Source organism: Novosphingobium rhizosphaerae (genome assembly GCF_050920675.1).
Taxonomy (GTDB): Bacteria; Pseudomonadota; Alphaproteobacteria; order Sphingomonadales; family Sphingomonadaceae; genus Novosphingobium; species Novosphingobium rhizosphaerae.
In genome coordinates this window covers 4,049,919-4,067,248 of record NZ_CP137861.1, presented here as the reverse complement: position 1 = coordinate 4,067,248, position 17,330 = coordinate 4,049,919, and the positions used below count along the sequence as shown (strand labels likewise).

The following is a 17,330-nucleotide window of genomic DNA, read 5'->3' as shown; positions in this document are numbered from 1 at the left end:
AAATTCCTCTCGATCTTGGCGCCAACCTGGGCCAAGGTCTGCGCCAAGATGACCGACAAGAACGCGTTGATCCAGCCCGATCGCGACCAAGCCGCGATTGCCCTGCACATTGTCGACAAGGCCGCGCTGCCCGAATGGCTCCGCGCCCGCAGCGGCCAGGCGCGCGCGCTGCTGGCCGCGCAAGGCTTTGAAGGCGCTGCCGGAGAAGTGGCCGTGGTGCCCGAAGGCGCGGGCGATGGCTGGCTGGCCGTGGCCGGCGTGGCCGAGCGCGCCAGCCTGGGCACCTGGTGCCTGGCCCGCGCGGCCGAGCGGCTGCCGGCAGGCACCTATCGCCTGGCCGGCGGTGTCGATGGCACCCGCGCGTTGCATGGCTGGATCACGGCGCAGTACCGTTTCGATCGCTATCGCAGCGAAGCAGGAGAGCCCGGCACGCGCGTGCTGTTGACCGGCGCGGTGCGCGCGCTGCCGCTGATCCTGGCCGAGGCTGCCGCTGTCGCCATGGTGCGCGACCTGGTCAACACGCCGGCGGAAGACATGGGCCCGGCGCAGATCGAGGCCGAGGCGCGCGCCCTGGCCAAGGCGCACCATGCCACGATCCACGTGGTGAGCGGCGATGCGCTGGAACGCGACTATCCGATGGTCCACGCGGTGGGCCGGGCGGCGGCGCGCAGCCATGCCCCGCGCCTGATCGAGCTGGAATGGGGCGATCCCCATGCCCCGCGCGTGGCCGTGGTGGGCAAGGGCGTGTGCTTTGATTCCGGCGGGCTGGATATCAAGCCGGCCTCGGGCATGGCCTTGATGAAAAAGGACATGGGCGGCGCGGCCCACGCCTTGGCGCTGGCGGCGCTGATCATGGGCCAGAACTTGCCCGTGCGGCTGCACCTGCTGATACCGGCAGTGGAAAACGCCATTGCCGGCAATGCCTTCCGCCCTGGGGACATTCTGCGCACGCGGCTGGGGTTGAGCGTGGAAGTGACCAACACCGATGCCGAAGGGCGCCTGGTACTGGGCGATGCGCTGACCCGCGCGAGCGAGGCCAAGCCCGATCTGGTGATCGATTTCGCCACCCTGACCGGCGCGGCGCGCGTGGCGCTGGGTCCCGATCTGCCCGCGATGTTCGCGCGGCAGGAGGAAACCGGGCGTGCGGTGCAGGCCGCCGGCAATGCCTGCGACGATCCGTGCTGGCCGCTGCCGCTGCACGATGCCTATCGCGAATGGCTGAAATCCGACGTTGCCGATCTGCAGAATGCCCCCAGCAACGGCTTTGCCGGCGCCAGCGTGGCGGCGCTGTTCCTCGATCGCTTTGTGGGCAAGGGCATCGACTGGCTGCATTTCGATACCTTTGCCTGGCGGCCGGTGGCCAAGCCTGGCCGGCCCAAGGGTGGCGAGGCGCTGGGGCTGCGCGCGGCTTGGGGGCTGTTGCAGGCACGCTATCGGGCCTGACCCGCGCCACGCGCTGCAAAGGGCGGATTTGGGGAAAACTTGAATCGCGGGGCAAGGGCGGCTAAGCGCGCGCCTTTGCGAATGTCCGGGAACCCGTCTTGTCTGCCGAATCCGATCTTGCCCTTGTCGTTTCCCCGGCCGTAGCGCCCGAGGGAGAACTGGCCTTGTCCGGCCCTTCGGCGAAGGTCGATCCGTTGCGACTGCCCGTGCGCGGTGACCTGGCGCATATTCGCCTGGCAGGGCGCGTGTTCGTGCCGCACTATGCGGTGCCCATGCCCCATCGCCTGAAGGCGGCCGCCCCGCTGCGCAGCGCGGGCCGCGCCGATGCAGACGTGCTGGCAGACCTGCCGGCGGGCGAATTCTTTGCCGTGATCGACATGGCCGGCGGCTGGGCCTGGGGCCAGGCTTCGGATGAAGGCGGGCGGGTCGGCTATGTCGCGCTGGCCGCGCTGGAGCCTACCGGGGAGCAGGACGCATGACCACGCAGGTCTTCATCGATGGCGCGGCCGGCACCACCGGCCTGGAAATTGCCGAGCGGCTGGCGGGTCGGCCCGAATTTGCGCTGATCACGCTGGATGAGGCGCGTCGCAAGGATGATGCGGCGCGTGGCGAAGCGATCAACGCGGCGGACGTGGTGATCCTGTGCCTGCCCGACGATGCCGCGCGCGCCGCCGTGGCGATGATCGGCAACGATACCACCCGCGTGATCGATGCCTCCACCGCACACCGCGTGGCCGATGGCTGGACCTATGGCCTGCCCGAAGTCATCGGGCGCGAGGCGGTGGCCAATGCCCGCCGCGTGGCCAACCCGGGCTGCTATCCCACCGGTTTCATCGCGCTGCTAGCGCCGCTGGTGCGCGCCGGCCTGTTGCCCGCCGACTGGCCCTATGTGGTGCATGCCGTCTCGGGCTATTCGGGCGGTGGCAAGGCGCTGATCGCCCGGTTCGAGGACGATACCGACATTGCCTGGCGTGGCTATGGCCTGGCCTTCGGGCACAAGCATGTGCCGGAAATGACGGCCTATGCCGGGCTTTCGGTCGCGCCGCTGTTCAGCCCCGCCGTGGTGCCCGCGCTGCGCGGCATGGTGGTGGAAGTGCCGCTTTCACTCGAAGCCATGCGCCGGACATTTTCGGGCACCGGTTCGGCCCAGGCGATGTTCGATGCCTTGGCTGCGTTCTATGCCGGCAGCCCGATCGTGAGCGTCACGCAAGGGGCGCCCGAGGAAGGCGAGTTCCTGATGCGCCGCAGCGCCCAGGCTTGGGATGGCCTGGCGCTGAGCGTGATCGGCAGCAAGGATGGCGCCCAGGCGCGTCTCGTCGCGCGGCTGGACAATCTGGGCAAGGGTGCCAGCGGCGCTGCGGTGCAGACGCTCAACCTGATGGCTGGCCTTCCGGAAACGGCGGGGCTTTCGCTCTAAAAACCTGACCAACAAAAAACGCGCCAGGGTCAGGCCCCGGCGCGTTTTTCATGCCCACAGGCGCGGAAGCGATCAGTCTTCCGGTGCGATCGTGACCTTGAGACCATCGACCACCGGCAGCTGGCACGACAGGCGTGAAGCCGGGGTGCGGTGGTCCGAGCTGTCGAGCAGGTCGTTTTCGTCTTCGCTCATCGTCGGCAGGGCCGCGGCGCCGTCGTCGACATAGACATGGCAGGTGGCGCAAGAGCAGCACCCGCCGCACAGCGCCAGCAGCTCGTCAAAGCCGTTGTCGCGAATGGCTTCCATCACGGTAAGGCCGGTGCCGACCTCGATGGTCTTTTCCTCACCCGCACGATCTACGACAACCAGCTTCGGCATTGTCAAAAGCTCCTCATGGGGGCGGGATTCGCATCGATCTCTGTTCGCCCTTCGTCCCGGCTGCTAATGCCCCCCAAATATATTGGCAAGTGCGAAGGGATGAGGCGCCCGATGGGACTTTCGGCAGAAGCGATAAGGGCCGGGCTCGATCACCTGGCCGTGCAGAACCCGGCTTTCGCCGATGCTTTGGCCAAAGTGGGCTATCCCGAGCCACGCCTGCGCGAGACCGGCTACCGCACGCTGCTGCGCACCATCGTGGGCCAGCAGGTGAGCGTGGCCGCCGCCGCTTCGGTCTGGACGCGGATGGAAGCGCTGCTGGGCGAAGCGATTCCGCCTGCCGATCTGCTGGCCGCGGATTTCGACGCGCTGCGCGGCTGTGGCCTGTCGCGGCAGAAGCAGGGCTATGCCCGGTCGCTGTGCGAGCTGGTGGTTTCGGGCGAACTGGACCTGGCCGCGCTGCCGGAGGACGACGAGGCCGCGATTGCCGAACTGGTGCGGATCAAGGGCATCGGGCGCTGGTCTGCCGAAATCTATCTGCTGTTTGCCGAGGGGCGGCCCGATATCTGGCCGGCCGGCGACCTGGCCGTGCAGGTTGGCCTGGGCAAGCTGCTGGGCCTGCCCGAACGGCCGAGCGAAGCGGAAACGCGGGCCCTGGCCGAGCCCTGGCGCCCGCATCGCGGCGCGCTCGCACTGTTTACCTGGCACTGCTATTCCAATCCCGCGCTGTGACCGGCACGATCTTCATCACCGGCGGCGCATCGGGCATTGGCCGCGCCATCGCGCAACGTTTTGCTGCCGAGGGCTGGTTCGTGGCGCTGGCCGATGTGGACGCGGCCGGCATGGCGCAGACCGGCGCGCTGCTTCCCGCCGGGCGCTGGTCGGCCCATAGGCTCGATGTGCGCGACGCAGCCGGGTGGGACGCGGCGCTGGCCGAGGCTGCGCAGGCCGGGGGCGGCGCGATCCACGTTGTCGCCAACAATGCCGGGGTGCCACTGGGCGGGCCGCTCGCGCAGTGCAGCGTGGCCGAAATCGAGCAGGTGATCGCGATCAACCTGACCGGCGCGACCCTGGGCGCGCGCGCGGCCTACCCCTGGTTGCAGGCCGCGGCGGCGAAGGGCGGGGCGCCGGCCTGCCTGCTCAACACGGCCAGCGCGGCGGCGCTTTACGGCACGCCGGGCACCAGCGTCTATGCCGCCACCAAGGCCGGGCTACGTGCGCTGACCGAAGCGCTCGATGCCGAATGGGCACGTGATGGAATTGCCGTGCGCAGTCTGATGCCCGGCTTCATCGCCACGCCGCTGATCGAGCAGGCACCCAATGCCGCCACGCCGGGCACGATCCGCGACGTCGTCACGCGCCAGCGGCTGGAGATCGGCCGCGCCGAAGACGTGGCGCAGGCGGCGTGGCAGGCGGTACATGGCCAACGGCTGCACACGCTGGTCGGCCCCACGGCACGGCGCCTGGCCTTTGCGGCCCGCTGGCTGCCCGGCGCGCTGCGCCGCCGGTTGCAGCGATGAGGCGCGGCGGCTAGAGCCCGATGGGATGACCGCACCCCATCTTGCCGCCCATGACATTGCCTGCCGGCGCGGCGACCGCGTGCTGTTTCGCGGGGTGGGCTTTGCCCTGGGGCCAGGCGACGCGCTGCATCTGGCCGGGGCCAATGGCATCGGCAAATCCAGCCTGATCCGCATCCTGGCCGGCCTGATGCGGCCCTTTGCCGGCACGGTGGAGCGCCATGGCGCGGTGGCCCTGGTGGATGAGCGGCTGGCGCTCGACGGGCATCTGCCGTTGGGCCGTGCGCTGGTTTTCTGGCACAGGATCGACGGCACGGCACCCGATGCGGACGATCCGTTTGGCCTGGCCGATCTTGCCGATGTGCCAGTGCGTTACCTGTCTACCGGGCAAAAGAAGCGCGCCGCGCTGGCGCGACTGGCGGCGGCCCAGGCGCCGATCTGGCTGCTGGACGAGCCGCTCAATGGCCTCGACACGGCCTGGGCTGCCCAGGCGCAGGCGGCGATCGAGGCGCACCGCGCCGGTGGCGGGCTGGTGGTGATTGCCTCGCACCAGCCGCTGGCGCTTGCGGGCGTGAAGACCCTGGCCATGGCCGATCACGTGCCGCTGCCCCATGGGGATGACGCGGAAGGGGATTGGGCATGATCGCGCGCCTCTGGCCGATCTTTCGGCGCGACCTGGCGCTGCTCCTGCGCGGTGCACAGGGGCGGGGCGGGGCGGCGCTGCCCTTGTTGTTCTTCCTGGCCGTGGCGATGCTCTATCCCTTTGCCGTCGGGCCCGATGCCCGCCTGCTGGGCCGCACCGGCGCCGGGGTGATCTGGGTGGCGGCATTGCTGGCGTCGATCCTGCCGCTCGACCGGCTGGTGGAGCCAGATGTGGAAGCCGGGTTGTTCGACCAATGGGCCCTGCGTGGCCTTTCGGAAGAAGCGCTGCTGCTGGTGCGCATCGTGGCGCATTGGATCAGCTTTGGCGTGCCGTTGCTGCTGGCCACGCCGATCGCGGCGGGGTTGCTATCGCTCGATGCGGTGCAACTGGCCACGGTAGAATGGGGCCTGCTGCTAGGCACGCCGGGTTTGGCCGCCATCGGCGTGACGATCGCGGCGCTTACGGCCGGGCTGCGCGCGGGCGCGGCGCTGGGCGGGTTGCTGGCCATCCCGTTGACCGTGCCCCTGCTGATCTTCGGCGCCGGCTCGTTGCAGCCGGGCGGGGAAGGCGGCTTGGGCCTGCTGGCCGCGTGCAGCCTGGTGGCGCTGGCGGTGGCGCCCTTTGCCGGTGCGGCGGCGATCCGCGCCGGCCGTGAATAGATCGGCGCGCGAATAGCTTTCGAGTGCCCAAGCGCAATTGGGTTGCCGATTGCGTCGGGGCACCTTAACTCGCTTGCCATGACTGCTCCCGCGATCGTTCCCGACAGCCTCTCCCTCATCGGCAACACCCCGCTCGTGCGCCTGGCTGGGCCCAGCGCAGCGGCCGGCGCCGAAATCTATGGCAAGTGCGAATTTGCCAATCCCGGTGCCTCGGTCAAGGACCGCGCGGCGCTGTGGATCGTGCGCGATGCCGAAGAGCGCGGCGTGTTGCAGCCCGGCGGCACCATCGTCGAAGGCACGGCCGGCAACACCGGTATCGGCCTGGCCCTTGTGGCCAATGCGCTGGGCTACAAAAGCGTGATCGTGATGCCCGAGACGCAATCGCGCGAAAAGATGGACACGCTGCGCGCGCTGCGGGCCGAACTGGTGCTGGTGCCGGCGGCGCCCTTTTCCAATCCCAATCACTTCGTCCATACCTCGCGCCGCATTGCCGAGGAAACCGAAGGGGCGATCTGGGCCAACCAGTTTGACAACATCGCCAACCGCCGCGCCCATATCGAAAGCACCGCGCCCGAAATCTGGGCGCAGATGGATGGCCGCATCGACGGCTTCATTTGTGCGGCGGGCACCGGCGGCACGATCGCCGGCACGGGCATGGGCCTCAAGGCGTTCGACGAGAAAGTCACCATTGGCCTGGCCGATCCGCATGGTGCCGCGCTCTACAGCTATTACGCCCATGGCGAGTTGAAGGCCGAAGGGTCTTCGGTGGCCGAAGGCATCGGCCAGGGGCGCATCACCGCCAACCTGGAAGGCGCGCCGATCGATACCCAGTTCCGCATTTCCGACGAGGAAGGGCTTTATTGGGTCGAGCGCCTGCTGGCCGAGGAAGGGCTGTGCCTGGGCCTGTCGAGCGGGATCAACGTGGCCGGCGCCGTGGCGCTGGCCAAGCAGATCGGCCCCGGCGCACGGGTGGCCACGATCCTGTGCGACACGGGCTTCCGCTACCTCTCTTCGCTCTACAATCCCGAATGGCTGCGCGCCAAGGGTCTGCCCATCTTCCCGTGGCTTGAGCAATAAGCTATAGCTGCGCGATGGCGCTGTTCGGCTTGCAACGCGAACGCAAGGTCTCCCCGTTCGGGGCGCCGCCTTCTGCGCCCATCGTGCCGGTCCACCACGTGCCGCTTTCGCCACGTGAACTGCGTGCCCAGGCGGTGTATCGCCTGCAAGTGGGACTGTTTGGCCTGGGGGCCATCATCCTGCTGATCAGCCTGGCCAATGTGGTGATGGAGCGTGTGACGCTGGCCAATCGCGCCGCTGCGCTCGATCCCACGGTGGAAGCCAGCGCTACGGCCGCCAACGATCCCCTGGTCGATATGGGCGTCGCGCCGGAATTGCCGGTTGGCGCCGCGCCGCCCCAGCAAAGCCCCAGCCCGCAACAGCACTGATCGCGCCCGTTGGCTGCGCCGCGCGCGGCCAGGCGTGATGCGTTCGCGCGATTCTCCCGCTTCGGGGAAAATGCGGGACAGTGCGTCCGCGATTCCCGGTTCGCCACGGGAAAGCACGGGAAAAAGCACCTCCAAAATGACCCTGATTCGGAAACCGACGGGATTCCAACGGTTTTTGGTGGAAACATTTCGTGAACACATCTTTGGTTAAAGGCAAAAAACCATAAAAAACCTCAATTGAATCAGGTTTTGACCGTTCTTTCCCGCAATTTCCCCTTTTCGCCCGGATGCTCCCGCGATAGCATGGCGCCATCGGGACAAACTTTCATGTCGCATCCGTGGGGGATGGTTCGGCTGGTGTGCGCACATCGGCCGTAGACGGGAAGCTTTTGTCCGGCGGGCAAGGTGGTGACGGGACGTGGCGGGAGCACCGTCAAACTACTGGGGGCAAGGCTTCTCGCCGCGTGGCGAGAAGAACCGCTTCGTGCTGCCCGCAGACTTCCGCGCCGCCGTCAAGGACGCCTCCCAGGGCCAGCGCCTGCTTTGCCTCGATCGCCACCACAAATTCCCCTGCCTCACCGGTTTCGGGCTGTCTCGCGTCGAAACCTTTCCCGCCCGCATCGCGCGGGAAGAGGAAATGGCTTTCAAGCGGGGCGAGGATTTCGATCCCGATACCCGTGCCGCCCAGCTTTATGGTTTCCTGCGTGCCAGCTTTGACGAATCCGGTCGTTTCATCCTGCCCGATCACCTCGGGGAGCAGGCCCGCGTGAGCGACGCGCTCTATTTCCACGGTGGCGGCGAATTCTTCACCATCTGGGCGCCCGAAGTGCTGTTCGAAATGGACAGCGGCTGGGACAGCGCCAAGGCGACGTGCCGTGCGCTGCTGGCCGAAGCGGCGCAGAAGGGGAAGCGCAAGTGAGCGATCTGCCGCCTTCCGCGCTCGTGCCCGTGCAGGCCCCGCACATTCCCGTGCTGCTCGATGAAGTGATCGCCGCGCTTGCCCCACAGGCCGGTGACGTGATCGTCGACGGCACGTTCGGCGCGGGTGGCTATACCCGCGCGATCCTGGCGCAGGGCGCCACGGTTCACGCCTTCGATCGCGATCCCGATGCGATTGCCGCCGGGCGCCTGTGGCCCGAAACCCAGGGCGCTGCGCCCACGCTGGTGCTGCATCCGCGCCGCTTTTCGGAAATGGCAGAGGCCATGGCGGAGGCGGGCATGGCCCAGGTCCAGGGCGTGGTGCTCGATATCGGCGTCAGCTCGATGCAATTGGACCAGCGCGAGCGCGGCTTTGCCTTTTCCAGCGACGGCCCGCTCGACATGCGGATGTCGCAAGACGGGATGAGCGCGGCCGACTTCCTCAACGAGGCGGACGAGGCCGAAATCGCCGACGTGCTCTATGTCTATGGCGAAGAGCGCCAGTCGCGCCGCGTGGCGCGTGCCGTGGTGGCGGCCCGGCCGCTCACCACCACCGGCCAGTTTGCCGCCGTGGTGCGCAAGGCGCTGGGCTATCGCCCCGGCGCGGCCAAGGATCCGGCCACGCGCAGCTTCCAGGCCGTGCGCATCCACGTGAACGGTGAACTGGACGAGTTGCGCGCCGCGCTCGATGCGGCAGAGCGGCTGCTCGCGCCGGGCGGGCGTCTGGCCGTGGTCAGCTTCCACAGCCTGGAAGACCGCATCGTCAAGCAGTTCCTGCGCGAAGCGGCCGGCGCCACGCCGTCGGGCTCGCGCCATCTGCCGCCCCAGGCACAAGCCTTTGCCGCGGTGTTCGAAAAGCCTTCGGCGGCGATCCGTCCGGGGGCGGAGGAAGAGGCACGCAACCCGCGCGCCCGGTCTGCCACCTTGCGCTGGGCGGTGCGTACCGCCGCCTCCGCGCGCGCGTTTTCGCAAAATGCGGGGAGCCTTTCGGCATGATCCTGTCTGCCCAACGCCTGCGGTCGATCGGTTGGCTGGCGCTGCTTGCGGTATGCGGCGCGCTGGTCATGATCCTGTCTTTCCGCGTCAATGCGCTGCGCAGCCAGGTGCACCGTGCCGAAGGGCAGATCGTCGCGCTCAAGCAGCAGAAGATGTACCTGGAAACCGAATTCGAAACACGCGCCAACCAGCAGCAGTTGAAGGCGTGGAATGACCTGGAATTCGGCTATGTCGCGCCCGTGGCCGGGCAGTACCTGGAAAACGAGCGCCAGCTTGCCGTGCTGAGCAAGCCGGCCGAACCCGATGCCCCCGCGCCGATCCGCGTGGCGACGGTGGATGACAGCGTGATTGCCGCCGCCGCCTTCCCGGCATTGTCGGGCGAGCATGCCGGCGTGCGCCCGCTGGCCGAAACGCACGAGGCCGAGCGGGATGGCGCCGGGGGCGACGATGGGGGCGCTGGCAAGCCGCGCAACCGCGCGCTCGACCATGCCGAAGCCACCGCGACGCTTGCCGAAAAGCTTGGCACGCTGCACGCCCCGAGCGCGAGCAAGACCGCGCACAAGCGCGATGGCGGCGACGAAAAGGGCGAAAAGCGCGACAAGGCCCCGGCCAAGCGCGTGGCAACGGTGGAGAAGGCCAAGCCCCAGGCTTCCCGCGATACCGGCGCCCGGACTAAGGCTGTGGCCAAATCCGCCAAGGCGGACAAGGATGACGGCAAAGGCAAGGCGAAAGCCAAGCCGGCCGTGAAGACTGCACAAAAGACTGCCCATACGGATCGCAAGACAGGAGTGAAGACGAGCCGGTGAACCAGCTTACCGCCTCGGCAGCCATCGCCACGGGCCGCGTCCAGCTGGCCAGCGTGCGCCAGCGTTCGCTGGTCACCGCCAAGGTTCGCGTCCTGGTGGTGGCTGTCGGCTTCATCTTTCTCACCCTGACCGCGCTGGTGCGGCTCACCCAGCTGGGGCTGTTCGAGCAGGCGCCCGATCGCCGCTCGCTGGCAGAGGCGCTCTTGCCGCCGCGTGGCGAGATCACCGATCGCAACGGCGTGCCGCTGGCCCGCGCATTCCCGTCCTATTCGCTGTGGTTCAATCCCAAGGCGCTGGGCGAGGGGGGCAATCCCCTGGTAAAGACGCCCGAGGAAGTGGCCCGCGCGCTGGTCCAGATATTCCCCGATGCCGATTACAAGGACCTGGTGGAGCGCCTGAAATCGGGCAGGGGCAGCTACTTGCGCAAGCGCGTCCTGCCCGAGGAAGCCAACCGCGTGTTTGCCCTGGGTGAACCCGCGCTGGAATTCCCGCGTGAAAACCAGCGCTATTACCCGCAAGGCTCGCTTGCCGCGAACGTGCTGGGCTATGTCGATGAAGAAGGCCAGGGCCACGTCGGCATGGAGCAGGTGCTCGAGCCGCGCCTGCTCGATCCCGCGCAGCGCGGCACGCCGGTGGCGCTTTCGCTCGATTCGCGGGCCCAGGGCGCGCTGGAAGACGAACTGCTGCGCGGCATGCAGGAAAGCAACGCCAAGGGCGCGGCGGGCATCGTCCTGGATGTGGACAGCGGCGAAGTGGTGGCGCTGGCCTCGCTGCCCTCGTTCAATCCCAACCGATCGGATCGCGCGTTTAACGACCTCGTGTTCAACCGCGTGTCGAACCAGGTGTACGAGCTTGGTTCCACGTTCAAGCCGATCACCATTGCCGCTGCGATCGATGCGGGCGTGGTCACCGACCTGTCGGTTCGCTACCCGGCCGGACCCCTGCATATCGCCGGGCGCACGATCCACGACAGCCACAATTTCGGCGCCTCGCTCAACGTGCCCGAGGCGCTGATCCATTCATCGAACATCGTCACCGCACAGGTCGCCGACAAGTTGGGCGGCCCGCTGCTCAAGCGCACGATGATGGCGCTGCACATGAACCAGCGCCCCACCATCGAACTGCCGGCGCGCGGCTTTCCGCTGTGGCCGCACGGCGAAAACGCGGCTGGCGACTGGAGCCGGATCACCACCATGACGGTCAGCTATGGCCACGGCATTGCCGTCACGCCGCTGCACCTGGCCTGTGCCTATGCCGCGCTGGTCAATGGCGGCATCTGGCGCCCGGCCACGCTCTACAAGGTGGACCCGGCGCATGTGCCGGCCGGCACGCGCGTGTTCAAGGCGTCCACGAGTGCGCGCATCCGCCAGCTCTTGCGCATGATCGTGGCCGATGGCACGGGGCGCAAGGCCGATGCCTCGGGCTTCCGCGTGGGCGGCAAGACCGGCTCGGCCGAAAAGCCGGGCAATGGCGGCTATCGCAAGACGTCGCTGGTGGCGACGTTTGCGGCGGCCTTCCCGATGGACAAGCCGCGCTATGTGGTCATCGCCATGCTCGATGAACCGCAGGGCACGGCGGCCACCTCGGGCCAGCGCACGGCGGCGTGGAACGCGGCGCCGATCGTGGGCCGCGTGGTGCCGCGCATCGGGCCGCTGCTGGGCGTGGTGCCCGATGCCAGCCGCGACGTGGATATTTCTGACCTTTCGCCGTTGATCGGCAGTGGAGATGGTGAATGAAGCTGGGTTTGCTGGCACGGTCTGCCGGTGTTGCGCTGCCCCAGGCGGCCGCCGAGATCAATGTGACCGGCTTTGCCATCGACAATCGCAAGGTGGCGCCGGGCACGGTGTTCGGTGCCTTTCCCGGCGCGCAGGCCAATGGCGAGGATTTCATTCCCGCCGCGATTGCCGCCGGTGCGATTGCCGTGGTCGCCCGGCCGGAAGCCCGCGTCGAAGGGGCCGTGCACCTGGCCGATGCCAACCCGCGCCGCCTGTTTGCGCACTTGGCCGCGCCGTTCTTTGCCCCCGTGCCCGAAACCGTGGTGGCGGTGACCGGCACCAACGGCAAGACCTCGACCGTCGAAATGACGCGCCAGCTGTGGCGCATGGCCGGGCACGCCGCCGCCTCGATCGGCACCTTGGGCGTGACCACCGCCGATGAAAGCGTTTCCACCGGCCTTACCACGCCCGATATCGTCACGTTCCTGGCCAACCTGCATGGTCTGGCGCGCGAAGGGGTGAGCCATGTGGCTTATGAAGCCTCCAGCCACGGCCTTTCGCAGTTCCGTAACGAGGGGCTGCGCGTGGTGGCCGGCGGGTTTACCAACCTCAGCCGCGACCACCTCGACTATCACGAGACGATGGACGCCTATTTCGCGGCCAAGATGCGCCTGTTCGATGAAGTGGTGGCCGATGGCGGCAGCGCCGTGGTCTGGGCCGATGACGCGTGGAGCGACAAGGCCTTGGCCCATGTGGCGGCGCGCGGCCTCAAGGCGATCACCGTGGGCGAAAAGGGGGAGACCATTCGCCTGGCCGGCCGCACCCCCACGCAACTGGGCCAGGTGCTTGAACTCGTGCACCAAGGCGCCACCCGCAAGGTGACGTTGCCGCTGATCGGCGCGTACCAGGCGGCCAATGCCCTGGTGGCCGCAGGCCTGGTGATCGCGAGCGGCGGCGACGCGGGTCGCACGCTCGATGCGCTGGCACGGCTGCAACCGGTGCGCGGGCGGCTGGAACGCTCGGCGATCAGCCGCGTCGGCGCGCCGGTCTATGTCGATTACGCGCACACCCCCGATGCCATCGAAGCCGCGATTGCCGCGCTGCGCCCGCACGTGGGCGCGCGACTGATCACCGTGATCGGCGCGGGCGGCGATCGCGATACCGGCAAGCGCGCACCGATGGGCGCGGCGGCCTGCGCCGGATCGGACGTGGTGATCGTGACCGACGACAACCCGCGCGGCGAAGATCCTGCGGTGATCCGCGCCGCCGTGATGGCCGGTTGCGATGGCAAGGCGGTGGAAGTGGCCGACCGCCGCGCCGCGATTGCCGCGGCCGTCAGCCAGGCCGGCGCGGGAGACATCGTGCTGGTGGCCGGCAAGGGACACGAACAGGGACAGATCGTGGGGCGTGGTGAAGCAATGCGGGTCTTGCCGTTCGACGACGTGCAGGTGGCCCGCGAATGCGTGGGAGAGATAACCGGATGAGCGCAACCGCCGCCCTGCTCGATTGGCCGTTGGAGGCCGAGGACGATACGCCGCTGGCGCTATGGAGCGCGAGCGAGATCGCGGCGGCAACCGGGGGCAAGGCCTCCACCGCCTTTGCCGTGAACGGGGTGGCGTTCGACAGCCGCGAAGTGATGGAAGGGGACTTGTTCCTCGCGCTGCGCGGCGAAAGCGCCGACGGCCATCGCTTTGTCACTGGCGCGTTCGGCAAGGGTGCGGCCGCCGCGCTGGTGGAGCATCCCGTGCTGCACCCGCATGTGCTGGTGGAGGACACCACTGCCGCGCTCGATGCGCTGGGCCGCGCCGCCCGCGCGCGATTGGCGCCCGAGGCACGGGTGATCGGCGTGACCGGATCGGCGGGCAAGACTTCGGTGAAGGAAGCGCTGTTCGCCGCGCTCGACCGGGGCAGCCGGGGCCGCGCGCACCGCTCGGTGAAAAGCTACAACAACCACGTCGGCGTGCCGCTCAGCCTTTCGCGCATGCCGGCGCGCACGCAGTTCGGCGTGTTCGAGATGGGCATGAACCACGCCGGTGAGCTTTCCGCGCTGACGCGGCTGGTGCGCCCGCACGTGGCCATCGTCACCACCATCGCGCCGGCCCACATCGGCCATTTCAGTGGCGAGGAAGCGATTGCCGACGCCAAGGGCGAGATTTTCGAAGGGCTGGAACCGGGCGGGGTGGCGATCATCCCGGCCGACAGCCCGCACTACGAACGCCTGCGCGCCAAGGCCGCGCAACATGCCGGCACGATCATTGCCTTTGGCCGTGCCGCCCATGCCGATGTGCGCCTGCTCGACGTGGTGGCCGCGCCCGGCGGCGGTTCGCTGGTCACCGCCGACCTGGGCGGCTTTGGCGAAGGGGGCGGCAAGCTGTGCTACACCGTCGCGCAGCCGGGCGATCACTGGGTGATCAACTCGCTCGCCGTGATGGCGGCGGTGCGCGCTGTGGGTGGAGACCTGGGTGCGGCCGGCCTGGCGCTGGCGGAAATGGAAGGGCTGGCCGGGCGCGGCGCGCGCCATGCCATTGCCGCCCCCGGCGGCGATGGCAGCGGTACCGCGCTGCTGATCGATGAAAGCTATAACGCCAATCCGGCATCAATGGCCGTTACTCTGGCGGGCCTGGGCGCCACCCCGGCAGCGCGGCGCATTGCCGTGCTGGGCGCGATGCGCGAACTGGGCGCCGACGAGGATCGCTATCACGCCGACCTGGCCGGGCCAATCCTGGCGGCGGGCATTGCCCACGCCGTGCTGGTTGGGCCCGAAATGGCGGCATTGGCCGCCGCATTGGGGAAAAGCAGCGGCACCGCGCTTGCCGCGTCGCTGCAAGTCGATCATGTGCACACGAGTGCCGAGGCCGCAGACGTGCTGGCCCGGATCGGCATTGCGGGCGGGGACGCTATCCTCGTAAAGGGTTCGAATTCGGTTGGTCTGGGCGCGCTGGTAAAGGCGCTGGCCTGACAAGGAACGGTGAATGCTCTATCTCCTGGCTCACTGGCTGCATTATGAAGGCCTGACCAATCTCTTCCGCTACCAGTCGTTTCGGGCCGGGGCCTCGCTGCTGACCGCGCTGATGATCGGGCTGTTGATCGGCCCGCGTTTCATCAACATGCTGCGCATCCGCCAGGGCAAGGGCCAGCCGATCCGCGAGGATGGGCCGCAAACCCACCTGGCCAAGCGCGGCACGCCCACCATGGGCGGGCTGATGATCGTGACCGCGCTGGTCCTTGGCCTGCTCATGTGGATGGACCTGTCGAGCCGCTATGTCTGGGCCTGCCTGATCGTCACGCTCGGTTTCGGGCTGATCGGCTTTCTCGACGATTACGACAAGGTGACGAAGTACGCGCACCAGGGCGTGCCGGCCAAGGTGCGCCTGCTGCTCGAATTCGTGATTGCCGGCATCGCTGCCTGGCTGGTGGTGACCGAGACCAACCTTTATGTGCCGGTGTTCAGCAATCTCTACATTCCGCTCGGGCCGTTCTACTTCGTGTTTGCCGCCTTCGTCATCGTGGGTGCGGGCAATGCCGTGAACCTGACCGACGGGCTCGATGGCCTGGCGATCATGCCGGTGATCATCGCCTGCGGCACCTTTGCGATCATCGCCTATCTGGCTGGCCGCGCCGACTATGCGCATTACCTGGGCATTCCCCATGTGCCGGGCGCGGGCGAACTGGCGATCTACTGCGCGGCGGTGATGGGCGCGGGCCTTGCTTTCCTGTGGTTCAACGCGCCGCCGGCCGCCGTGTTCATGGGCGATACCGGCAGCCTAGCGCTGGGCGGCACGCTGGGCGTGATCGCCGTGGCCGCGCACCATGAAATCGTGCTGGCCATCGTGGGCGGGCTGTTCGTGATGGAAGCGGTCTCGGTGATCGTGCAGGTCTTCGTCTACAAGCGCACGGGCAAGCGGGTGTTCCGCATGGCCCCGATCCACCACCATTTCGAACAGCTCGGCTGGAAGGAATCGACCGTGGTGATCCGCTTCTGGATCGTCTCGATCGTGCTGGCCCTGCTCGGTCTTGCCACGCTGAAGGTGCGATGATCGTCTCGTCCGCCTTTGCCGGAAAGAAATACGCCGTGCTCGGGCTGGCGCGCTCGGGCATGGCCACGGTCGAATGCCTGCTCGCCAGCGGTGCCCACGTCACGGCGTGGGACGCGCGCGAGGAACCGCGCGCCGCGCTGGAAGGGCGTGCCACCCTGGCCGACCCCCTGGCGATCGACCTCGCCGGATTTGCCGGCGTCGTGGTGTCGCCCGGCGTGCCGCTCAACCGCCATCCCATTGCCGCCCATGCGCGCGGTGCCGGGGTGCCGGTGATCGGCGACATCGAGCTGTTCGCCCAGGCCCGCGCCGACCTGCCCGCCCATCGCGTGGTGGCGATCACCGGCACCAATGGCAAGTCCACCACCACCGCGCTGACCCATCATCTGTTGCAGGCTGCCGGCGTGCCCAGCCTGATGGGTGGCAATATCGGCAAGCCGATCCTGGAGCAGCAGCCCTTGCCGGCCGGCGGGGTCTATGTCCTGGAACTGTCGAGCTACCAGATCGACCTGACCCAGCGGCTCGATGCCGATGTGGCCGTGCTGCTCAATGTCAGCCCGGATCACCTCGATCGCTACGATGGCTATGATGCCTATGTCGCGTCCAAGGCGCGGCTGTTCGGCATGCAGGCGCATGGCCACCTTGCGCTGGTGGACATGCGGGCAGAGCTTGAAGACGATGTGCTGCGCTTTGCCCCCGAAGGCACCAACTTCCAGTTCATCAACGGCATCGACCTGCCCGGCGATCCGGCGCAATGGCCCAGCTTGCAAGGGCCGCACAACCGCGCCAACGCTGCCGCGGCGGTGGGGGCCGCGCGCTATCTCGACCTTGACGAGGCGACGATTGCCGCGGGCCTCAAAAGCTTCGTTGGGCTGCCGCATCGCATGGAACGCGTGGCGGAAAAGAACGGCGTGCTGTTCGTGAATGACAGCAAGGCCACCAACCCGGCCTCTACCGCGCCGGCGCTGGCGGCGTTTCCGCGCATCCACTGGATCGTGGGCGGGCTGCCCAAGGGCGACGACCTTGATGAGTGTGCGCCCCATTTCGGCCACGTCGTGCGCGCTTATACCATTGGCGAGGCGGGCCCTCGCTTTGCCGAAATCCTGGAGCCGGTCATGCCGGTGACCCGGGCCGAGATGCTGGGCGATGCCGTGCGCGCCGCGATGGAGCAGGCCGTGCCGGGCGATGTCATCATGCTCTCGCCGGCCTGTGCCAGTTTTGATCAGTTCCGCGATTTCGAGGCGCGTGGCGAATGCTTCCGCCAGATCGTGGCAGCCCTGACGGCGGGGAGTTGATCGGCATGCCTTCTGGCGGGCCCGTTGCCCCTCCGCCGACCGGTCCGGTTCCGGCGTCTGCCGTTGC

The 17,330-nt window shown here is 68.1% G+C and carries 18 protein-coding genes; 17 read left to right on the top strand and 1 reads right to left on the bottom strand.

The features are described 5' to 3' along the window. Positions 1-48 precede the first annotated feature (48 nt). The 3 genes from R9J51_RS18395 to argC all read left to right on the top strand — a co-directional run bounded on the left by R9J51_RS18395 (position 49) and on the right by argC (position 2,860). Positions 49-1,443: a M17 family metallopeptidase gene (locus tag R9J51_RS18395; protein ID WP_179505327.1), complete on the top strand. Its 1,395-nt coding sequence runs from the start codon at positions 49-51 to the stop codon at positions 1,441-1,443. Between the two features lie 98 nt (positions 1,444-1,541). Then, on the top strand, positions 1,542-1,922 hold the full coding sequence (locus R9J51_RS18390) for an SH3 domain-containing protein (RefSeq protein ID WP_169476028.1): 381 nt from the start codon (positions 1,542-1,544) through the stop codon (positions 1,920-1,922). Further along, the gene (argC, locus tag R9J51_RS18385; protein WP_179505326.1) at positions 1,919-2,860 is read left to right on the top strand and encodes an N-acetyl-gamma-glutamyl-phosphate reductase; all 942 of its coding nucleotides are present in this window, start codon (positions 1,919-1,921) and stop codon (positions 2,858-2,860) included. Before R9J51_RS18390 ends, argC begins: the two co-directional genes overlap by 4 nt. Positions 2,861-2,932: 72 nt before the next feature. Here the strand turns inward: argC and R9J51_RS18380 are convergent, their stop codons facing one another. Then, a complete protein-coding gene (locus tag R9J51_RS18380; protein ID WP_168556845.1) occupies positions 2,933-3,238 on the bottom strand; it encodes a 2Fe-2S iron-sulfur cluster-binding protein in 306 nt (101 codons plus the stop codon). A gap of 111 nt (positions 3,239-3,349) precedes the next feature. Here R9J51_RS18380 and R9J51_RS18375 point away from each other — a divergent pair, with 111 nt between their 5' ends. The 14 genes from R9J51_RS18375 to murD all read left to right on the top strand — a co-directional run bounded on the left by R9J51_RS18375 (position 3,350) and on the right by murD (position 17,263). Next, positions 3,350-3,967: a DNA-3-methyladenine glycosylase 2 family protein gene (locus tag R9J51_RS18375; protein WP_179505325.1), complete on the top strand. Its 618-nt coding sequence runs from the start codon at positions 3,350-3,352 to the stop codon at positions 3,965-3,967. After that, on the top strand, positions 3,964-4,755 hold the full coding sequence (locus R9J51_RS18370; protein ID WP_179505324.1) for an SDR family oxidoreductase: 792 nt from the start codon (positions 3,964-3,966) through the stop codon (positions 4,753-4,755). The genes R9J51_RS18375 and R9J51_RS18370 overlap by 4 nt, the downstream gene beginning before the upstream one ends. 25 nt (positions 4,756-4,780) lie before the next feature. Beyond that, the gene (ccmA, locus tag R9J51_RS18365; RefSeq protein WP_179505323.1) at positions 4,781-5,395 is read left to right on the top strand and encodes a heme ABC exporter ATP-binding protein CcmA; all 615 of its coding nucleotides are present in this window, start codon (positions 4,781-4,783) and stop codon (positions 5,393-5,395) included. Continuing rightward, complete coding sequence (gene ccmB, locus R9J51_RS18360) at positions 5,392-6,054, top strand: heme exporter protein CcmB (RefSeq protein WP_179505322.1); 663 nt, start codon at positions 5,392-5,394, stop codon at positions 6,052-6,054. Before ccmA ends, ccmB begins: the two co-directional genes overlap by 4 nt. 78 nt (positions 6,055-6,132) lie before the next feature. Further along, the gene (locus tag R9J51_RS18355) at positions 6,133-7,131 is read left to right on the top strand and encodes a cysteine synthase A (RefSeq protein WP_168556850.1); all 999 of its coding nucleotides are present in this window, start codon (positions 6,133-6,135) and stop codon (positions 7,129-7,131) included. 29 nt (positions 7,132-7,160) lie between these two features. Continuing rightward, positions 7,161-7,499, top strand: a complete 339-nt coding sequence (locus tag R9J51_RS18350; protein WP_246866182.1) for a hypothetical protein — start codon at positions 7,161-7,163, stop codon at positions 7,497-7,499. 418 nt (positions 7,500-7,917) lie between these two features. After that, entirely contained in the window at positions 7,918-8,418 is a 501-nt protein-coding gene (locus tag R9J51_RS18345; protein WP_179505321.1) for a division/cell wall cluster transcriptional repressor MraZ, read from the top strand. Further along, positions 8,415-9,413 carry a 16S rRNA (cytosine(1402)-N(4))-methyltransferase RsmH gene (gene rsmH, locus R9J51_RS18340; protein ID WP_432787658.1) on the top strand — a complete coding sequence of 333 codons (999 nt, stop codon included), beginning with the start codon at positions 8,415-8,417 and terminating at the stop codon, positions 9,411-9,413. The genes R9J51_RS18345 and rsmH overlap by 4 nt, the downstream gene beginning before the upstream one ends. Further along, positions 9,410-10,219: a hypothetical protein gene (locus R9J51_RS18335; protein ID WP_179505320.1), complete on the top strand. Its 810-nt coding sequence runs from the start codon at positions 9,410-9,412 to the stop codon at positions 10,217-10,219. The genes rsmH and R9J51_RS18335 overlap by 4 nt, the downstream gene beginning before the upstream one ends. Continuing rightward, positions 10,216-11,955 carry a penicillin-binding transpeptidase domain-containing protein gene (locus tag R9J51_RS18330; RefSeq protein WP_168556854.1) on the top strand — a complete coding sequence of 580 codons (1,740 nt, stop codon included), beginning with the start codon at positions 10,216-10,218 and terminating at the stop codon, positions 11,953-11,955. Before R9J51_RS18335 ends, R9J51_RS18330 begins: the two co-directional genes overlap by 4 nt. Continuing rightward, positions 11,952-13,418, top strand: a complete 1,467-nt coding sequence (locus R9J51_RS18325) for a UDP-N-acetylmuramoyl-L-alanyl-D-glutamate--2,6-diaminopimelate ligase (protein WP_179505319.1) — start codon at positions 11,952-11,954, stop codon at positions 13,416-13,418. The genes R9J51_RS18330 and R9J51_RS18325 overlap by 4 nt, the downstream gene beginning before the upstream one ends. Continuing rightward, complete coding sequence (locus R9J51_RS18320) at positions 13,415-14,893, top strand: UDP-N-acetylmuramoyl-tripeptide--D-alanyl-D-alanine ligase (protein ID WP_179505318.1); 1,479 nt, start codon at positions 13,415-13,417, stop codon at positions 14,891-14,893. Before R9J51_RS18325 ends, R9J51_RS18320 begins: the two co-directional genes overlap by 4 nt. Before the next feature lie 13 nt (positions 14,894-14,906). Continuing rightward, positions 14,907-15,971, top strand: coding sequence for a phospho-N-acetylmuramoyl-pentapeptide-transferase (gene mraY / locus R9J51_RS18315; protein WP_168556857.1), 1,065 nt, complete (start codon positions 14,907-14,909; stop codon positions 15,969-15,971). After that, a complete protein-coding gene (gene murD / locus R9J51_RS18310; protein WP_179505317.1) occupies positions 15,968-17,263 on the top strand; it encodes a UDP-N-acetylmuramoyl-L-alanine--D-glutamate ligase in 1,296 nt (431 codons plus the stop codon). The genes mraY and murD overlap by 4 nt, the downstream gene beginning before the upstream one ends. Positions 17,264-17,330 lie beyond the last annotated feature (67 nt).

What these genes read in the sequence shown, in the direction of transcription:
- R9J51_RS18395 (WP_179505327.1), top strand. Translation starts at nt 49, where the DNA reads ATGACCGACAAGAACGCGTTGATCCAGCCCGATCGCGACCAAGCCGCG.
- argC (WP_179505326.1), top strand. Translation starts at nt 1,919, where the DNA reads ATGACCACGCAGGTCTTCATCGATGGCGCGGCCGGCACCACCGGCCTG.
- R9J51_RS18380 (WP_168556845.1), bottom strand. Translation starts at nt 3,238, where the DNA reads ATGCCGAAGCTGGTTGTCGTAGATCGTGCGGGTGAGGAAAAGACCATC.
- R9J51_RS18375 (WP_179505325.1), top strand. Translation starts at nt 3,350, where the DNA reads ATGGGACTTTCGGCAGAAGCGATAAGGGCCGGGCTCGATCACCTGGCC.
- ccmA (WP_179505323.1), top strand. Translation starts at nt 4,781, where the DNA reads ATGACCGCACCCCATCTTGCCGCCCATGACATTGCCTGCCGGCGCGGC.
- ccmB (WP_179505322.1), top strand. Translation starts at nt 5,392, where the DNA reads ATGATCGCGCGCCTCTGGCCGATCTTTCGGCGCGACCTGGCGCTGCTC.
- R9J51_RS18355 (WP_168556850.1), top strand. Translation starts at nt 6,133, where the DNA reads ATGACTGCTCCCGCGATCGTTCCCGACAGCCTCTCCCTCATCGGCAAC.
- R9J51_RS18335 (WP_179505320.1), top strand. Translation starts at nt 9,410, where the DNA reads ATGATCCTGTCTGCCCAACGCCTGCGGTCGATCGGTTGGCTGGCGCTG.
- R9J51_RS18325 (WP_179505319.1), top strand. Translation starts at nt 11,952, where the DNA reads ATGAAGCTGGGTTTGCTGGCACGGTCTGCCGGTGTTGCGCTGCCCCAG.
- R9J51_RS18320 (WP_179505318.1), top strand. Translation starts at nt 13,415, where the DNA reads ATGAGCGCAACCGCCGCCCTGCTCGATTGGCCGTTGGAGGCCGAGGAC.
- mraY (WP_168556857.1), top strand. Translation starts at nt 14,907, where the DNA reads ATGCTCTATCTCCTGGCTCACTGGCTGCATTATGAAGGCCTGACCAAT.
- murD (WP_179505317.1), top strand. Translation starts at nt 15,968, where the DNA reads ATGATCGTCTCGTCCGCCTTTGCCGGAAAGAAATACGCCGTGCTCGGG.